A 17,659-nucleotide genomic window follows, 5' to 3' on the forward strand; every position below is an offset into this window, starting at 1 on the left:
TTTGTGGCATTGAGCCCGACATTGTAGGAAAAGAGGTGCTGTGCAAAATATCCGCTGCCAATTTGCCCGAATTTCAAAAATATCAAAACATACTTACGCTTAAAGGCTTTTCCCCAAACACCATTCGCACCTATTCCATTGAGTTTGCCCAACTGCTGTACGTGCTTAAAGATTTTCCTGTACAGAAGCTTTCACCCGAAAGGCTGCAAAGCTATTTCCTGTATTGTTTTAGAGAACTGAAACTTTCCGAAAACCAAATTCATAGTCGTATAACCGTCTAAAATGGTTTGTTTTATGAATGTTTTGTGGTTGTTGCGTATAACTTTCTTGATTTTTTTAGATAAAATGGATAAGAAAATACAACTTTTAGAGGTTAAATGATACCGTTTCAATTCAATATCAATTTTTTACATCCAGTGCATCACGCAACGCGTTGCCAATCATCATAAAAGAAACAACCACCAGGCTCATTGCCAAACCGGGAATTAATGCCAAATGTGGTTTTCCTAAAATAATATAGTTGTAGTGTTCTTTAATCATGCCTCCCCAGCTGGGTACCGGAACCTGTGCTCCTAAACCTAAAAAGCTTAAGCCGCTTTCTACTAAAATTGCCGAGGCAAAATTGGCGGCAGAAATCACAATAACCGGAGCCATAATATTGGGAATAATGTGCTTAAAAATAATCCGCGAATCTGAAAAGCCCAAAGCCCGTGCAGCGGTTACATACTGCATTTGTTTAACACTTAGTACCTGTCCGCGTACCACTCGGGCAACTTCTACCCACATGGTTAGTCCCACGGCGATAAAGACCTGCCAGAATCCTTTGCCTAATGCCAACGTAATGGCAATTACCAAAAGCAGGGTAGGGATAGACCATATCACGTTGATCAACCAAAGAATAAACGCATCAATTGTGCCACCATAATATCCGGCAAGAGCCCCCAATGAAATGCCGATAATCAAAGAAATAAAAACAGCAACAAAACCAATGGCTAACGATACGCGGGCACCTACAATTAACCGGCTTAAATAATCGCGGCCTTGGGTATCAGTACCTAACCAGTATTTTTTAGTTTTAATAAACTGCTGTTCAATTTCACTGGAATTTTGGGTTGGAAAAACATCTGTTAAAAGATATTTTGTCTGAGCTGTGGAAGCATCGACCGAAAATTCCTGATAATAAAGTGTATCGCCCTTAAAACGGTAGTTTAAAATGGGGATAAATTCTTCTTTTATTTGTTTTCCCGTAAAATAATCCACCAAGGAAATTTTCTTGTTTTCTAACGGAATATTAATTGTTTTGACTGTAAAACCAGGTTTCTGAGTGCTTATAGCTATGTCGCCGTTGTTCGCATTTACGGTATTGTCTGGTGCAATAACGTAAGCAAACAAAGCAATGATACTTAAAATAACGATAAAGACTAATGAAAAAACGCCCCAAGAATTCTGTTTAAACTTTTGGAGCGCTTTTTTATTTGCCGAAACAAATTTTTTAAACACTTTTTTATTTTTTAGTCCAATTTTTTAAATCTCAAATTTAATTAATTGCTTTTAAATCCTTTAAAACATTGACCGCTTCATTCACATACATGTCGTTGTTTAAGCTTTTAAACCAGCGGTTGCGTTTGTTTTGCTGCACGGTATCGTTTTTAATCAATGCTTCTTCGCCTGGCAACGATTTAAAAGTTAAACTGTTTTTGTATTTTTTTAGCACATTAAATTTTTTCGATTGCTCTTCCAGTTGTTTTGACCGTGCAATATACTCTTCGTACTGTAAAGGGAAAGAATTGTCGTCTTTTTGTTCTTTCACCCATTGTGCACTTTCGTCTAACAGTTTAAATTCGTTATTGGCAGCAACGCGTTGTTTGCTTTTTTCGATAATTGGCGCAAAATTAAAATCAAAGGTGGTGTAACGGGCTTTGGCAATTTTGTCCCACTGCATGGCATTGTCGTTATCACGTTCGCCTGTGTCGATATACAGGAAGCGATCCGGTAAAACAATATCGCTTTCAACACCTTTTAACTGGGTGGACCCGCCATTTACACGATAGAATTTCTGAGTGGTGAATTTCATGGCACCCAAATCGCCAATTTCTTTATTGCCAAAACGGTTCAGGTCGATTAAATTTTGAACGGTTCCCTTTCCGTAAGAATGTTTCGAACCTAAAACCAGTCCACGATTGTAATCCTGAATGGCTGCTGCAAAAATTTCAGAAGCCGATGCTGAATAATTGTTAATTAAAACAACCAACGGTCCGGACCACTGAATTTTGTTGTCGCGGTCGTACAGCACATCATTTGAACCGGATTTTGTTTTTACCTGAACCACCGGTCCTTGCGGAATAAACAAGCCCACCATATTTACAACCGTTTGTAATGAACCACCACCATTGTTGCGTAAATCCATCACAATTCCTTCAACGTTTTGTTCTTTCAGATGTTCAATTTCTTTCGCAACATCTTTAAAGGCATCTCGGTTTTTTTTGTTTTCAAAATTAATGTAGAACTTAGGTAAATGAATGATTCCGTATGTACCTTGCGGGGTTTCAATAACCGACGATTTGGCAAAAGTATCTTCAATCTCAAATTCATCGCGAACAATAGAAATTACTTTTACAGAGCCATCTACTTTTTTCACGGTCAGTTTCACGGTAGTTCCTTTTTTGCCTTTGATCATTTTCACAACTTTCTCTAAACGCATACCGGCAACATCAACAGGTTGTTCGTCGCCCTGAGCTACTTTTAAGATAACGTCGCCATTTTCTAATTCGCCTTGTTTCATGGCAGGACCGCCCGGAATAATTTCGGTAATTTCTACATTGCTATCCTTTTTGCGAAGCTGTGCACCAATCCCTTCCATAGAACCCGACATGCTTTCGTCGAATTTTTGTTTGTCGTCCGGAGCAAAATAGTTGGTGTGCGGATCAAATTGTTCTAACAAAGTGTTCACATAAACCGATAACCACTCGTCGCGCGAAATTTCTTCAAAAAACTCAAAAAATTCATTCAAAGATTTTAAAGCGGTTTCACGTGATTCTTTCTCTAATTCGGCAAACGGCTTTTTAGGTTCTTTGTTTAAGGTATCGTTTTCCTGCAACTTTAATTTGTCTTCAATGCCTGATAAAACGCTTAATTTTAGTTGTTTGCGCCAACGTTCTCTCAGTTCTTCTTTAGACTTTGCCCAAGGTTGTTTTTCGTAATCGGTATTAATGGATTCTTTAACCGAAAAATCAATAGGATTTTCCAGGATGTCTTTATAATACGTTTTTGCTTCTTTTAATCGGGCTGTAAACACAGAATAACTTTCATTAAAGAACCCTATTTGTTGGTTTTTAAATTCATCATCCAGTTCGGTTTTGTATTTGTTCAATCCGTCAATATCGGTTTGTAGCAAATAGCGTTTGTTTCCATCTATTATTTTTAGATAATTGGTAAATACTTTTTCAGAAAAATCATCGTTTAATTCAACCGGATGATAATGTGCATTTTGTAAAACCAAATTTAAAACTCCCATTAAAAAAGCTTCTTTTTCCGGATTTGGATCGTTTGATTTTTTTGATGGGATAAAACTCCACAATGCAGCGGCAAGTGCCACCACAAGTAATATTACTTTATAATTTCTCTTCATAAATTGCCAAATAGCAGTCATCAATAAATTTTCAACTAAAGTAAATAAAATTTGTATTTAAAAACTATTAAAGCTTAAATAAAATTTTGTTAACTGTTTTAAGCGGTACGCTATTTTAAAGTAAGGTTCAATTAAAATTACTATTTTTACAAGGATAAATTTTTTAAAACAGAGGTTTGCCGGATTATTTGGTCAGACGTTTAAAAAAGCAAATAAAAAAACAGATGAAAAAACCATTGATTTTAGTAACGAATGATGACGGTATCACAGCACCGGGAATTCGTACTTTAATTAGCATTATGAAAGAAATAGGGCAGGTAATTGTCGTGGCACCAGACAGTCCGCAATCGGCAATGGGGCATGCAATTACCGTAAACAACACCTTGTTTTTGGAACAAGTACATATTGATAAAAGCGATGTTAAGGAATTTGCCTGTTCGGGAACGCCGGTAGATTGTGTAAAGATTGCGATTGACCAGATCATCAAAGCAAAGCCCGATATTTGTGTTTCGGGCATCAATCACGGATTTAATTCGGCATCAAATGTTATTTATTCAGGAACCATGTCTGCAGCTGTAGAAGCCGGAATGAGCGGTATACCTGCCATTGGTTTTTCTTTGGGCGACTTTAGCTGGAATGCCGATTTTGAGCCTATAAAAAAGTTTGTGAAACAAATTACGCAGCAAACCCTGAAACACGGATTGCCGGAAGGTGTGGTTTTAAATGTTAATTTTCCCAAACTGGAAGAAAAAGAACTAAAAGGAATTAAAGTTTGCAGACAGGCAAATGCCACGTGGGTTGAAAAATTTGACGAACGTACCAATCCGCACGGAAAAAAATATTACTGGTTAACCGGAACTTTTGTAAATCACGATAAAGGCGAAGATACCGATGAATGGGCACTGGCAAACGGATACATCTCAGTAGTGCCTGTGCAGTACGATTTAACGGCGTACCATGCCATGCAACAACTTAACACCTGGGAATTATAATGAGTAAATTTTTGAAATTTTTATTGGGAACATTCTGCGCATTGCTTGTTTCGTTTATTGTGGGCTGTGTGCTTTTTAAATTGTTTACCGGAATAAATCCCTTAACGGGCTGGGCTATTTTTGTTTATAACGATGTAGCTTCTAAAGCATTTTCTATAGGTGCTATTCCAAATATTGGTTTGTTTTATTTGTTCCTGAACCGTGACAATTATTACAGTGCCCGCGGAGTTATTTTTTCGTTTATATTAATTGGTTTGTACATTATTTTTGGTTGATGAGATACTACATTATTGCCGGTGAAGCTTCGGGCGATTTGCACGGAGCCAATTTACTAAAAGTCCTTTTTAAGACCGAACCCGATGCCGAAGTGCGTTTTTGGGGAGGCGATTTAATGCAGCAGGTTGGAGGAACGTTAGTAAAACATTATAAAGATTTGGCATTTATGGGATTTGCCGAAGTAATTACCAATTTAAGAACCATTTTAAAAAATATTGAATTTTGTAAAAAGGATATTAAAGCTTTTAATCCCGATGTGATTATTTTTATTGATTACCCGGGTTTTAATATGCGTATTGCCAAATGGGCGAAACAGCAGGGCTTTGATACCCATTATTACATATCGCCACAAATCTGGGCGTGGAAAGAAGGCAGGATAAAAGCCATAAAACGCGATGTAAACCAAATGTATGTGATCCTTCCGTTTGAAAAAGATTTTTATGAAAAAAAACATCAGTATCCGGTACATTACGTGGGGCATCCGTTGTTAGACGAAATAGAGGAATTTAAGAAAAATCAATCGGGGAATTTTAATGAAAAGCATCAGTTAGACGATCGCCCTATTATTGCTTTATTGCCCGGAAGCCGCAAACAGGAAATCTCTCGGCTGCTGACAGAAATGCTTCGTATTGTAAACGATTACCCCCAATTTCAGTTCGTTATTGCCGGTGCACCAAGTTTAAACGCTGCTTTTTATCAGCCATTTATCAAGCAGGAAAATGTAAAATTAATACTCAACGATACGTATAACTTATTGAATAACGCTTATGCGGCAATTGTAACTTCGGGAACGGCTACGTTAGAAACAGCCTTGTTCAACGTGCCGCAAGTAGTGGTTTATAAGGGAAATGAGATATCTTATCAAATTGCCAGGCGAATCATCAATTTAAAATATATTTCACTGGTAAATTTAATTATGGATGAACCTATTGTGACCGAGCTTATTCAAAACGAATGCAACACCACCAACATTAAAAAAGAATTTGATAAAGTTATTAACAAAAATTATCGGGATGAAATGTTTGTAAAGTACCGTGAATTAAGTGAAAAGTTAGGCGGAGGCGGTGCAAGCGAACGAGTTGTCAACATTTTGAGGTCTTTTTAAGAAAACTTTAAGATAATTTTAATAACCTTGAGAAAATTAAAAAACCTATATTTGTGATTAACCAAGCAAAGATTATAAATTCTATATCAAAATATTAATTAATGAAAAATTTAGCTTTAACGTTGGTAACTTTGTTTACTGTATGTTTAAGCACAGAGGTAACTGCTCAAACGGCAACTAGAAAAGTTACTACTGTGACAACCACATCGCAGAAAGCAAAAGAAGAAGCTACACTTGCAAACATTAATAAAACAATGAATGCAATTGATGATGAACTAGATAACAAAACTTCAAAGAAAACCGAAAAAACAAAGTATTGTTATTTAACTGAACAGTTGCTTAACGTGGCTAATGACTATCGGGGAATTCGTTACCAATGGGGCGGAATGTCGCGTTCAGGTATGGATTGTTCCGGATTTGTTAAAACTGCTTTTCATCAATTTAGTATTGAACTTCCAAGAACTTCCAGAGAAATGGCGTCACGAGGCGAACGTGTCTCTAAGAGCGAGGCTAAACCGGGAGATTTAATTTTCTTTAAAAACGGTGGTTCAAGAGTAATAAATCACGTAGGCATTGTAATTGAAGTAGATGGAGATGATCTTAAATTCATCCATTCGGCAACTTCAAAAGGTGTTTCCATAAATTCGACTTCAGAGCCTTATTACAGTAGAGGGTTTGTACAGGTAAACCGCGTTTATGACAGACAAGTATTATAGTTAGTTATTTAATATTCAAAAATTTCTTACCTTTAGTTTTATGAAAAAGGTAATGAAATATCCAATTTATCCCATTACATTTTTTTATGTTAGTGGGATTTTTTTTAGCCTGCATTTAAGGCTGCCTTTTCTTACGGTTTTAGTTGCCTTTATTTTATCGTTGTTGGTACTGTTTTTCCTTTATATTCAAAGAAAAAATGGCTTCCATTCCAAACGCAATCTGTTTACCTTAATAACTGTTTGTGTTGCATTTGCATCATTAGGATCTTTAATTCACCATTTTAAAAACCAGCATGGAATCATTAATGATCTAACAAAGCAAGAATTTACCCTAAAAGTTACCGAAGTTTTAAAATCAAATGCCTATTCGTACAGAGTTTATGCCGATTTGCTGTCAAATGACCGGCAACCCAGCGTTTTGGTTTCTTTCTCAAATAAAGATTCGTTGCCAATGGTAGGAGCGGTTTATAAGCTTACAGGAACGATTAAAGAAATTCCTGAACCCAAAAATCTGTATGATTTTAACTACAAAAAATACCTTCAGAATAAGCACATCCACTATCAGATTCATTCCGTTAATTCCCCAATAAAAATAGCCGAACAACCTTCATTAAACAGCAGGATCATTCATTTTAGAAATGATTTGGTGGAACAATTCTCAGGTTTGGGTTATTCAAATGAAACAAAAGGGTTTATTGAAGCGTTACTTTTCGGAATCAAAACCAATTTGCAGGACGATATCCAACAGCAATTTAAAGATTTCGGCATATTGCACGTACTGGCTGTATCGGGTATGCACGTGGTGTTGCTGTTTTCTACCATATCTTACGTTTTAAAACATTTGCGTATTCCTAAAAATGCAATTACAATCGTGTTAATTGTTTTTCTTTTGATTTTTAGTTTAATGGCAGGTTTTTCAGGGTCGGTGGTTCGTGCAGCATTAATGTGTCTTATGACGATGGTAGGCACTTTAACCGGTCGCAGGGTTCACACTATTAATTTGTTGGTGGGCAGTATGTTGCTTATTTTGCTTGTGGAACCTAATTATTTGTTCGATGTTGGTTTTCAGTTAAGTTATCTGGCAGTGTTTTCAATTGTTTATTGTTATCCGGTTATTCAAAGGTATTTTACTTTTAAAAATTGGATTCTAAACTATTTTGGTCAGTTGGTTGGTGTATCATTGGTCGCGCAATTAGGCGTGTTGCCGTTGAGTATTTATTATTTCAAGCAAATTCCGTTGCTGTTTTTAACAGGGAATATCATTGCCATTCCGTTAACATCTGTTTTATTGATCGGTTGGTTTGTTCAAATGGTTTTAAGTTTGATTTCGTTACCAATTGCAGTGTTTTTTACTCCGGTTTTAGATTACATCAGTACTTTTTGTTTTGATACGTTGACGAGGTTATCTGATTATTTTCCGATTAAAACAATGGATTATCACTTGAGTTTCGGACAAACAATTACAGCTTTGCTCTTAATTTTCAGTATTTTTTGGTTTTTAAAAAAGAAAAAAATCGAAACCGTATTTCTTTGTGTTGGGTCGATTGTTATGTTTCAACTAATCACGATTCATCAAGCAATAAGAAATAAAAATAAACAGGAAATTATTGTGATGAGCGATACAAAAGAAGTGGTTTTATTAAATCGAGAGAAAAATCAAGTACATCAGTTAGGAATTGCAAATGGATTTACCAAGACAAGTATTCAAAATTATATCTTGCAAACCCATGTAAAAAGGAAATTGGTTGATTCTTTGAAACATGCATTTACACTGAATAATGAAAGTTGGTTGATTATTGACAGCTTGTCGGTGTACCCCAAAAAGTCGTTTGATTATGTTATTTTGTGTCAAAATCCTGAACTGAATCTGGAACGTTTGATAAAAAATGTACAACCCAAATTAATTATTCTGCACAACAGTAATTACCACTATTTAACTGAAGAGTATAAGGCGTATTTTGATCAAAGAAAAATCCCTTACTATGATATGAAAAGTAAGGGAAGCTTTGTGATAAATTATAATTGAGGCAATAAGTCTTCGGGTGTGTTGTAGCCAATAATTGATTTTTCTATTTTTCCTTCTGAATTAATCACAACCATTGTTGGGTATCCCGGTACTCTTAAAAATTCAGTAAATTGGTGCATGGTATTTCTTGCATTTTTACGGGCTTCCTGATAATTTGGGTTGGTATATAATTTTCCGTTAAACTGAATTTCCTCGTTACCTTCCGCATTGAATTTTACGGCATTATACTTTTCATTGATTACTTTAGCAACTTTTGCGTCCGAAAATGTGTTTTTGTCTAACATTTTACAAGGTCCGCACCACACGGTGTAAGCATCAATAAAAATAGGTTTTTTATTCTTTTTTTGTGCTGCTACGGCATCTTTCATGGTCATCCATTTAATTTCCTGTGCCTGACTAACAACAGAAACTAAGGCAAATAATACAAATACAATACTTTTTTTCATGGTTTAATAATTTATGTAAATATAAAAAAATCCGATAGTAAAAACTACCGGATTGCATTTTTTCAAAAAGTGTGCCTTTATTTTACGCCGTGCATTAATTTTTTAAGAACAGGGTTCAGCATCATTACTAATAAACCTGCTACAATTGGTACAATGGTAAAGATTAAGAAGAATGTTGATAAAGAATACTCTTTTGTTATATTATCAATTTGCCCGCCTAAAATAGCAGCCAATTTGTTGCCAATTGCAATTGCCAAATACCACATACCAAACATAAAGGCAATCATGCGTGCTGGAACTAATTTTGATACATACGAGAGCCCGACTGGTGATAAACAAAGCTCTCCTAATGTGTGGAATAAATAAGCTAATACTAACCAAATAATTGATACGCGAACACCTTCTGAAATTCCGTAAGAACCGAACGCTAAGAATCCGAATCCGATTGCCATGATGATTAATCCTAATCCGTATTTTACAGCTGCTGAAGGATTATATTTTGAATCCCAAACACGAGAAACTAATGATGCCAAAGCAATAATAAAGAATGAGTTTAATGTAGAAAACCACGAAACGGTAATTTCTACTTGACTATCTTTAATCTCTGCAACTTTAGCAGGAACAACCTCTGATGGTTTGTTTTGATTTTTATATTCAGCATCTAATTTTGCTAAACTTTCTGGTGAAACTAATACAAATTTGTCTCCTTCTTTATGAATATTAATATCAGCTCCTTGTGTTAAAGCATCTTGAGAAGCTATATTAATTATATTATCAACAATTACATCGGTAGGTTTTACTAAATAAGAAGCTGTAACAGGTTCTAAATTAAAGATTGGTTGCCCTTTATCGTCTAAAACGGTTTTTCCTGCATCATCTATTTTAGCAGTTTTGATAGCTTTGTATGAAACATCGTAAGAGTGAGAAGTCCAGTTATAATTTAACATCCAAATTGCAGCAGCCCAAATTCCTAAGAATGTAAACGCTAAAACAACATTAGATAAAGCTGCTTTTTTAAATGTTTGTTTTGCTAATAAAATCAATACATAAGAAATGAACAATAATGGAACAACTGTTAATAAGGTATTGAAAATATTGAAAGCCATAGCGGCACTCCCAACTAAATTACGTTCTGTATTATCACGGGCAAAAATGACCAATGAGGTAGCTCCTTGCTCAAAAGACATCCAGAAGAAAATTACAAAGAAAGCAAAGATAATTACAGCAATCATACGGTCGCGGACTACTTTTGTGTAATTTGCTAAACGACGAATGACAACAAAGAAAAACAAAAATAATGCAATTAGAATAACCACATTTTGCCCTGATAAACCTCCAATAGAGAAGTGAAATAAGTTAATTCCTCCAATTGCACTTAAAGGATCATTGAATGCATATCCTAATCCTAAAAGTGTCATAATTACAATTAAGATTTGATCTAAAACGGAGAAAGGATTTGGTTTTTCTCCAGGTTCATATTTAGGAGTCTCATCATCAGATGTAATTTGGTTTCCTGTTTTTGAAGGAACTTCTCCAATATGTCCAAATAATGGTTTAGCTAACCAAAATTGTAATGTACCTAATAACATAAAGATTCCGGCTAAACCAAAACCCCAGTGCCATCCAACTTTTTCTGCTAAGAACCCACATAACATCATTCCAAAAAATGCACCAGCGTTAACTCCCATATAAAAAATGGTATAAGCTCCATCTTTCTTTTCTGGAAATGATTTGTACATTTCTGATAAAATAGAGGTCATATTTGGTTTAAAGAAGCCGGTCCCAATAACCAGACATGCCAATCCTAAATATAAAAATACCGGTGTGTCAAAAGCCATAAAGGCGTGACCCAGTGTCATGATGATTGCACCAATCACAACTGCCCATCGATAACCTATATATTTATCGGCAATAACTCCGCCAAAAATAGGAGTAATGTACAATAGCATTGCGTAGGTTCCATATAAGGCTGTTGCTTTTTCAATAGACCATTCCCAACCTGGATTTAAACCAATAACTGTAGCTGTTAAAAATTGAATTAATAAAACCCTCATTCCGTAGAACGAGAATCGTTCCCACATTTCAGTAAAGAATAGTACAAACAATCCGGAAGGATGACCTAAAACTTTGGATTTAAAAAAATCTGGATTAGCTGTTTCTGTTGCCATTATATAATTTTATTGTTTTATTAAAAGTGTTGAAAGATAGTTAAATTATTTAATTTATTAGCTGTACAAATTAAATTTTAACCGAAGTTGTTCTTTGTTTACGCTCTAATGGTTTGATAATTAGGCGATCGTAAATAGTTAACGATACAATAGAAAATATACCGATACCTACAATTACAAACCAAATTTTATTTGGGTTGTATGTTTCCCAAAGCATATTGGTCATATCCCAATGGCTCATTCCCAGTTTTTGTTCTGCCAAGGTAAAATATTCGTTTTTAGAAAAAGGAAAATGTATTTGACTGATATTTATGCTTTTAGAGGTTGCAAAATCTGTAAAAGACTGTTTAACAATAGTCCAATCAATTGTTTCGGCTTTTAGATTGAATTGTTTTTCAAAGGCTGAAATAGACATATTCAAAGCTTTTGATCCTTCTTCGATAAACTGCTCTTTAGTGACAACTTCGGGCATTTCAATGTTTCTGCCTGCCATTTCTTTTTTCAGTAACGATAATTTATCTGACCAAGATTGATATAAACTTCCCGAAATAATACTTGTTACAAAATAACTTGCAGCAACGGGTAAAAAGTATGTTCCCTGATACAAACCTTCTTTTCCTTTTGGTGTGATTAAGGCAATGAATGAAGATACGGTTGGACTTGACATCATTTCTCCGATAGCAAAAATCATGGTTCCAATAATAGTAAACCACACGTTACCCGAATAAAAAGTTAAACCGATACCAATGGTTGCTATCACCGCACCACGAATAACGGCATTAATGTGACGCATTTTAATTACAAAGAACGAAATAGTAATCTGAAAAAGAATAATCATCAACGAATCGATATTGGTAAACCATTCCGGTTTTACCTGTCCGTCTTGGGTTAACAAACTTCCTAATGCAGGAAGGTGCTCGTTCAACCAATTACTTAGTACTGCTGAATTTACCCAGTCTTCGATAAAGTTAGGTAAGGTGTTGAATAATTGGTTGAACATGGTCCAGAAACCAATCATTAACAGCAATAAAATTCCTAAACGGATGTCTTTCAATGCTTCAAAAATGCCTAATACAGATTCTTTTATTGCTGCTCCTATAGAATTTTTAGGTTTTTCAACCTTTGGTTCTTTGTAAAATAACAATAAAACGATTAAATTGATACCAATAACGATGGCTGCCTGAATAAAAATGATTTTCCAACCGTAAGTAGTTCGCAGTCCTGATGACATTGCCGGACCAATAAAACCACCAATATTAACCATCATGTAAAAAATACCAAAGCCCATGGTTCCTGTGGTTTCGTCGGTATTCCGTGCCACAATCGCCGATGCTACCGGTTTAAAAAACGCCGCACCTACAGCCACCAACAAGAAAACCATATAAACACTCCAATACGTGTTTACCTCGCCTAAAAGGTAGTAACCCGAAATCATGATGAGGTAAGCAATGGTTAACGATAGTTTATATCCGATACGATCAGCAATAACCCCAAAAACTAAAGGAAGAAAATAGAGTATTCCCACAACATTACTCATAATGTTTCCTTTTTGCACGTGATCAAAACCTAAACCACCGGTATCGGTCGATCCTACTAAATAAAGTCCTAAAAGGGTATAAATTCCGTACCATGCCCAGCGTTCCATTAGTTCCATGAAGCTGGCAATCCAGAAATTTTTATTGAAAGATCCTACCGTTTTAAAAAATGACGGTTTTGTATTTTCTGACATATTTTTAAGAAAGTTTAAAACGTACAAATAAAGTAAAATATTTAAAATTATGCACAAAAAAAGCGACTTTTTAGTCGCTTTTTAAAGATATGTTTTTATATACAATTAATTAATGCCGTGCATTTTTTTCTTTAATATAGGGTTTAGTAAAATTAGAATCAAAGCTGTTGCACCTGGTATGATAGCAAATATCATAAAGAAATACGACATAGAATGTTCTGTTGTGATTTTATCAATTGTTGATCCAAGCATACCTGCAATAAAGTTTGCAATTGCTGATGCTCCGAACCAAAAGCCGAATAGTAATCCAAGTAATTTTTTCGGAGATAATTTGCTTACATATGATAGTCCTACAGGAGATAAACATAATTCACCTGTTGTGTGAAAGAAATAAGCTATAATTAGCCAAATCATGCTTACAGAAGCAGTTTTTGCGCCTTGAGGTATTGAACTTGCACCATAAGCTAAGGCAGCAAAACCTATACCTACCAAAATAAGTCCTATTGCAAACTTTATGGGGCCTGAAGGATTCCAAATTTTTTCCCAAAATTTACTAAAAACAGATGCTAATGTAATAATGAAGAATGAGTTAAGTATTTGAAACCAAGAAGCAGCTACTTCGGTTTCCAATGAGCCAAATTCCTTTGAAACTTTCCAAAGACCTAATCCCCATATAATTATAAAAGATATTCCTGTGAAAATGATAGTGAGAGGGTATTCTTTAAATAGTTTTTTAGCTAAGTTTATCAGTACTATTGTCACAATAGCTATTGGTACAATTGTTAAAATGGCATCAATCCATTTAAAGGTAATTGCTGCGTTACCATCTAATACTCGTTGAGTATAATCTAAAGCAAAAATAGACATGGAACCACCAGCTTGTTCAAAAGCAAGGAAAAATACAATACTTGCCAGCATTAAAACAGCGACTACAATTAATCGGTCTCTCACTACATTTGAAGGAGTTTCAACTTCAGCTTGCTCTTCGTTATTTGCAATTTTTTTATTGTGAAATTCTTGAGTGTTTTTAGGACTTTCACCATTTATACCAAATACTTTTTGGGCAAAGTAGAACTGTAACATACCAAAAAACATAAACACACCTGCTAAACCAAAACCATAATGCCATCCTACCTTTTCACCTATATAACCACATAGTAGCATTCCTAAAAATGCCCCAGCGTTAATTCCCATGTAGAAAATGGTATAACCAGCATCTTTCTTAGCACTTGTATCAGGGTATAGGTTTCCAACCATTGACGAAATATTTGGTTTAAACATTCCATTTCCTAAAATCATTAACGCAAGTCCCAAATAGAAAAAGTTCGGACTAATACCTTCTAACGCCATTGATGCATGACCTAAAGTCATAATTAAAGCACCCCAAACAATAGCTTTTTTAGCTCCTGTTAATTTATCAGCAATCATTCCACCAATAAGAGGAGTAAGATAAACCAAACCGGTGTACCACCCGTAAAGAGTCATCGCATCTTCTCGGGTCCATTCCCAACCGCCTGAGGCTAATGTGCTAACTAAAAAAAGTGTTAATAATGCTCGCATACCGTAGTAGCTGAATCGTTCCCACATTTCCGTAAAGAAAAGAACAAAAAGTGAAGCAGGATGTCCCAACACAGTTTTTGTATCAGCACCTTGTTTTTCTAGATGTTTAGTTAATTCTAAATCGTTTGAATTATTCATTATATGTTGCGTTTTGTAATTTTATTTCGTAAAAATAAGTTAAATTTTTTGAACTACAATTTTTCTAAAATATAATCCGTCATTTTGGTATATAATTGTTCGCGGGTTTTGCCTCCGTAAATTCCATGGTTTTTATCGGGATAAATCAGCCAGTCGAAATTTTTGTTTAGTGAAACCAGTTTGTTGATTAAAAGCATACTGTTTTGCACGTGCACGTTATCATCTGCCGTTCCGTGAATTAACAAGAAATTTCCTTTTAGTTTGTCGGCATGGGTAATGGGCGAGTTGTTATCGTAACCCGAAGCATTTTCCTGCGGAGTGGTCATAAAACGCTCTGTGTAAACCGAATCATAGAAACGCCACGAAGTTACCGGTGCTACGGCAATGGCAGTTTTAAACACCTCGTTTCCTTGAAATAAGCAATTGCTACTCATAAATCCGCCAAAACTCCAACCCCAGATTCCGATTCGGTTTGCATCAACGAAAGATTCTTTTGCCAGCTGTTTGGCTACATAAATTTGATCTTCTACTTCGTATTTACCCAATTCTTTCTGGGTTACTTTTTTAAATTTTGCTCCTTTAAACCCTGTTCCGCGACCATCAACACAAACAATAACGTATCCTTTTTTCGAAAGCATAAAATGCCAGTAATCGTTAGAATCGAACCATTTATCGGCAACCTGTTGTGATCCCGGACCTGAATATTGATACATTAACACCGGATATTTCTTTTTAGGATTAAAATCTTTAGGTTTGATGATGTACCCGTTTAAATCGTTGCCAATTTCGTTTTTAAAGGTGGTAAATTCTTTTTTAGGCAGGTCGAATTTCTTTAATTTTTCTTCTAAAGAACTGTTGTTTAAAATTTCTTTGACCTTTTTACCTGACGATGTTTCCACCAACGTATAAGATGGTGCTTGGGTACTTGACGAATGGTTGTTGATAAAGTATTTAAAATCAGGACTAAATGTAGCACTGTTGGTTCCGCTTAAAGACGAAAGTTGTTTTTTGTCTTTTCCGTTCAACTGAATGCTGTACACATCGCGTTTGGTAGAGCCGTTTTCAACCGATTGGTAATAAATGGTTTTATTGTCTGGATTGTATCCGTAATAATCAGTTACTTCCCAATTGCCCGAAGTTACCTTGTTGTTTAAACTTCCGTCGCTGTTGTAATGGTAAATATGGTTGTAACCGTCTTTTTCACTCGTCCAGATAAAACTATTATCTTGTAAAAAAGTCAAATTATCGGTAACATCAACATATGCATTGTCTTTTTCGGAGAGAATGGTGGTTGTTTTACCAGAATTGGCATCTACAAACAACAGATTCAACTGATTTTGATGACGATTCAGCGTTTGAACGCTTAAAACATTGGAGTTGTTGGTGAATTTTATCCTTGGAATATAATAATCTTTTTCTGTATCAAGCGTTACATTTTGAGTGCTTGCTTTAACAACATCGTACAAATGAAGGCTTACTTTAGCATTGTTTTCGCCGGCTTTTGGATATTTGAAAACCTGTTGCTGCGGATACAATTCTTCGCCGTATATATCCATTGAAAAAACAGGAACTTCCGATTCATCAAACTTTATAAAAGCCAGTTTTGTACCATCGGTATTCCAGTCAAACGCGCGAACAAAAGCAAATTCTTCCTCGTAAACCCAATCGGTAATACCGTTAATGATGCTGTTTTTCTTTCCGTCTTTTGTAATCTGTGTCGTTTTTTTGGTAGCTACGTCAAAAACATACAAATTGTTTTCAAAGGCATAAGCTATTTTCGATCCGTTTTTGTTCAACAAAGGTTCCTGAATCGCATTCTCACTGATTTTTATCAATGATTTTGATGCGATATCGAACAAATAATAAACCGATGTAAACGAATGGCGGTAAATGGGATTGTAGTTTGTAGCGATTAAGATTTTATCGTCGGTTTTATTGATGGAATAATCCGAAATCATTTTAATTTCAGGAAAATCAGCACTGCTAAATAACGTTTGTACTTTTTCTAAGGTAGTAAAATCAAAGGCGTCAATAGTAAACGAGTTGGTGTTTCTGTTGTAATCTAAAACACTGTACTGGTTTTTGGTATGCAGCGTATTTAAAGCATTTAACTGATTGGTTCTAAAAGTTCCGTTCCAAATTTGTTCAACTTCTATCTGTTGTTGCGCGTGTATTGCTGTAATTGGTGCTGCAATAAGGGTAAGCGGCAGTAAAATTTTCTTCATAAAATAAAGCTGAAAATTAAAAAAGGGGAATTTAGGGATTTTTTTTATTTTTTGTGTTGATAATTTTAAATTTAATAGATTTATGAAAAATTGGATTTATGTATAAAAAACTTTTATTGCTTATTTTTTTGCTTTTAAATATATATGGTTGTGATCAGAATAAAACGAATTTTTCTTTTGAAAAAATCACCTTACATACCGAAATGTGTTTGGGGACTTGTCCCATTTATCACTTGGAAATAAATAATGATAAACAGATTAAGTTATTTGTTGAGGAATTTTATATTGAAGAATATTTTGAAAAGGATATATCCAGAATGGGTTATTTTACTGGTAAACTTTCTGAAAAAGAATTTGTGTATTTAATGAATCTATTGAGAAATATAGATTTTGAAGAAAAAGAAACTATTGAAGATCATTGTTGTGATGGATCTTTAAAAACAATTTCAATTTATTATAATAGAAAGATTAAAGTAATTAAAACAATGTTTCCTTCTGAAAAAACAAGAGGGATAGTTTCTTTTTTAATTGATGTATGCGAAAAGGATCAATTAGTTAGAACAAATGAAAAATTCGAGATTTAATTTTTCTGTTTTATAAAATGGTAAAATAAATCTGTGCATCTGTGGCAAATCAAAACCAAAACACAA

General features: G+C 34.8%; 13 protein-coding genes and 1 pseudogene. 7 read left to right on the forward strand and 7 right to left on the reverse strand.

The window, feature by feature from the left end; genetic code table 11:
* Positions 1 to 281, forward strand: a pseudogene (locus BLW20_RS11020) (phage integrase N-terminal SAM-like domain-containing protein); the annotation flags it as partial.
* A 118-nt stretch (positions 282 to 399) separates the two neighbouring features.
* On the opposite strand, the gene BLW20_RS11025 reads toward BLW20_RS11020, so the two are convergent.
* Complete coding sequence (locus BLW20_RS11025; RefSeq protein ID WP_091100672.1) at positions 400 to 1,500, reverse strand: ABC transporter permease; 1,101 nt, start codon at positions 1,498 to 1,500, stop codon at positions 400 to 402.
* Positions 1,501 to 1,537: 37 nt separating this feature from the next.
* The gene (locus tag BLW20_RS11030) at positions 1,538 to 3,628 is read right to left on the reverse strand and encodes a carboxy terminal-processing peptidase (protein WP_245725318.1); all 2,091 of its coding nucleotides are present in this window, start codon (positions 3,626 to 3,628) and stop codon (positions 1,538 to 1,540) included.
* A 224-nt stretch (positions 3,629 to 3,852) separates the two neighbouring features.
* Between BLW20_RS11030 and surE the strand changes: the two genes are divergently transcribed.
* The 5 genes from surE (at position 3,853) to BLW20_RS11055 (ending at position 8,743) form a co-directional block, all read left to right on the forward strand.
* Complete coding sequence (gene surE / locus BLW20_RS11035; RefSeq protein ID WP_091100753.1) at positions 3,853 to 4,620, forward strand: 5'/3'-nucleotidase SurE; 768 nt, start codon at positions 3,853 to 3,855, stop codon at positions 4,618 to 4,620.
* Positions 4,620 to 4,895, forward strand: a complete 276-nt coding sequence (locus BLW20_RS11040; protein WP_091100678.1) for a hypothetical protein — start codon at positions 4,620 to 4,622, stop codon at positions 4,893 to 4,895. Before surE ends, BLW20_RS11040 begins: the two co-directional genes overlap by 1 nt.
* Complete coding sequence (lpxB, locus tag BLW20_RS11045) at positions 4,895 to 6,001, forward strand: lipid-A-disaccharide synthase (protein WP_091100682.1); 1,107 nt, start codon at positions 4,895 to 4,897, stop codon at positions 5,999 to 6,001. The genes BLW20_RS11040 and lpxB overlap by 1 nt, the downstream gene beginning before the upstream one ends.
* A 101-nt stretch (positions 6,002 to 6,102) precedes the next feature.
* Positions 6,103 to 6,717: a C40 family peptidase gene (locus BLW20_RS11050; RefSeq protein ID WP_091100685.1), complete on the forward strand. Its 615-nt coding sequence runs from the start codon at positions 6,103 to 6,105 to the stop codon at positions 6,715 to 6,717.
* Positions 6,718 to 6,769: 52 nt separating this feature from the next.
* The gene (locus tag BLW20_RS11055) at positions 6,770 to 8,743 is read left to right on the forward strand and encodes a ComEC/Rec2 family competence protein (protein WP_177165078.1); all 1,974 of its coding nucleotides are present in this window, start codon (positions 6,770 to 6,772) and stop codon (positions 8,741 to 8,743) included.
* Here the strand turns inward: BLW20_RS11055 and BLW20_RS11060 are convergent.
* The 5 genes from BLW20_RS11060 to BLW20_RS11080 all read right to left on the reverse strand — a co-directional run bounded on the left by BLW20_RS11060 (position 8,734) and on the right by BLW20_RS11080 (position 17,009).
* Positions 8,734 to 9,189, reverse strand: a complete 456-nt coding sequence (locus BLW20_RS11060) for a thioredoxin family protein (protein WP_091100692.1) — start codon at positions 9,187 to 9,189, stop codon at positions 8,734 to 8,736. The genes BLW20_RS11055 and BLW20_RS11060 overlap by 10 nt on opposite strands.
* A gap of 77 nt (positions 9,190 to 9,266) precedes the next feature.
* Entirely contained in the window at positions 9,267 to 11,357 is a 2,091-nt protein-coding gene (locus BLW20_RS11065; protein WP_091100698.1) for a peptide MFS transporter, read from the reverse strand.
* 70 nt (positions 11,358 to 11,427) lie between these two features.
* Positions 11,428 to 13,086 carry an MFS transporter gene (locus tag BLW20_RS11070; protein ID WP_091100702.1) on the reverse strand — a complete coding sequence of 553 codons (1,659 nt, stop codon included), beginning with the start codon at positions 13,084 to 13,086 and terminating at the stop codon, positions 11,428 to 11,430.
* A 105-nt stretch (positions 13,087 to 13,191) separates the two neighbouring features.
* Entirely contained in the window at positions 13,192 to 14,784 is a 1,593-nt protein-coding gene (locus tag BLW20_RS11075; RefSeq protein WP_091100706.1) for a peptide MFS transporter, read from the reverse strand.
* Between the two features lie 53 nt (positions 14,785 to 14,837).
* Entirely contained in the window at positions 14,838 to 17,009 is a 2,172-nt protein-coding gene (locus BLW20_RS11080) for a S9 family peptidase (RefSeq protein ID WP_091100710.1), read from the reverse strand.
* A 98-nt stretch (positions 17,010 to 17,107) separates the two neighbouring features.
* Between BLW20_RS11080 and BLW20_RS11085 the strand changes: the two genes are divergently transcribed.
* Positions 17,108 to 17,593: a DUF6438 domain-containing protein gene (locus BLW20_RS11085; protein WP_091100713.1), complete on the forward strand. Its 486-nt coding sequence runs from the start codon at positions 17,108 to 17,110 to the stop codon at positions 17,591 to 17,593.
* Positions 17,594 to 17,659: the final 66 nt, after the last annotated feature.

The sequence above is a fragment of the Paenimyroides marinum genome, assembly GCF_900108395.1.
Lineage (GTDB): Bacteria > Bacteroidota > Bacteroidia > Flavobacteriales > Flavobacteriaceae > Flavobacterium > Flavobacterium marinum.

Bases quoted from the DNA above. Each gene is read 5' to 3' on its own strand.
- BLW20_RS11030 (WP_245725318.1), bottom strand. From the start codon at position 3,628: ATGAAGAGAAATTATAAAGTAATATTACTTGTGGTGGCACTTGCCGCT.
- surE (WP_091100753.1), top strand. From the start codon at position 3,853: ATGAAAAAACCATTGATTTTAGTAACGAATGATGACGGTATCACAGCA.
- BLW20_RS11040 (WP_091100678.1), top strand. From the start codon at position 4,620: ATGAGTAAATTTTTGAAATTTTTATTGGGAACATTCTGCGCATTGCTT.
- lpxB (WP_091100682.1), top strand. From the start codon at position 4,895: ATGAGATACTACATTATTGCCGGTGAAGCTTCGGGCGATTTGCACGGA.
- BLW20_RS11050 (WP_091100685.1), top strand. From the start codon at position 6,103: ATGAAAAATTTAGCTTTAACGTTGGTAACTTTGTTTACTGTATGTTTA.
- BLW20_RS11055 (WP_177165078.1), top strand. From the start codon at position 6,770: ATGAAATATCCAATTTATCCCATTACATTTTTTTATGTTAGTGGGATT.
- BLW20_RS11060 (WP_091100692.1), bottom strand. From the start codon at position 9,189: ATGAAAAAAAGTATTGTATTTGTATTATTTGCCTTAGTTTCTGTTGTT.
- BLW20_RS11065 (WP_091100698.1), bottom strand. From the start codon at position 11,357: ATGGCAACAGAAACAGCTAATCCAGATTTTTTTAAATCCAAAGTTTTA.
- BLW20_RS11070 (WP_091100702.1), bottom strand. From the start codon at position 13,086: ATGTCAGAAAATACAAAACCGTCATTTTTTAAAACGGTAGGATCTTTC.
- BLW20_RS11075 (WP_091100706.1), bottom strand. From the start codon at position 14,784: ATGAATAATTCAAACGATTTAGAATTAACTAAACATCTAGAAAAACAA.
- BLW20_RS11080 (WP_091100710.1), bottom strand. From the start codon at position 17,009: ATGAAGAAAATTTTACTGCCGCTTACCCTTATTGCAGCACCAATTACA.
- BLW20_RS11085 (WP_091100713.1), top strand. From the start codon at position 17,108: ATGTATAAAAAACTTTTATTGCTTATTTTTTTGCTTTTAAATATATAT.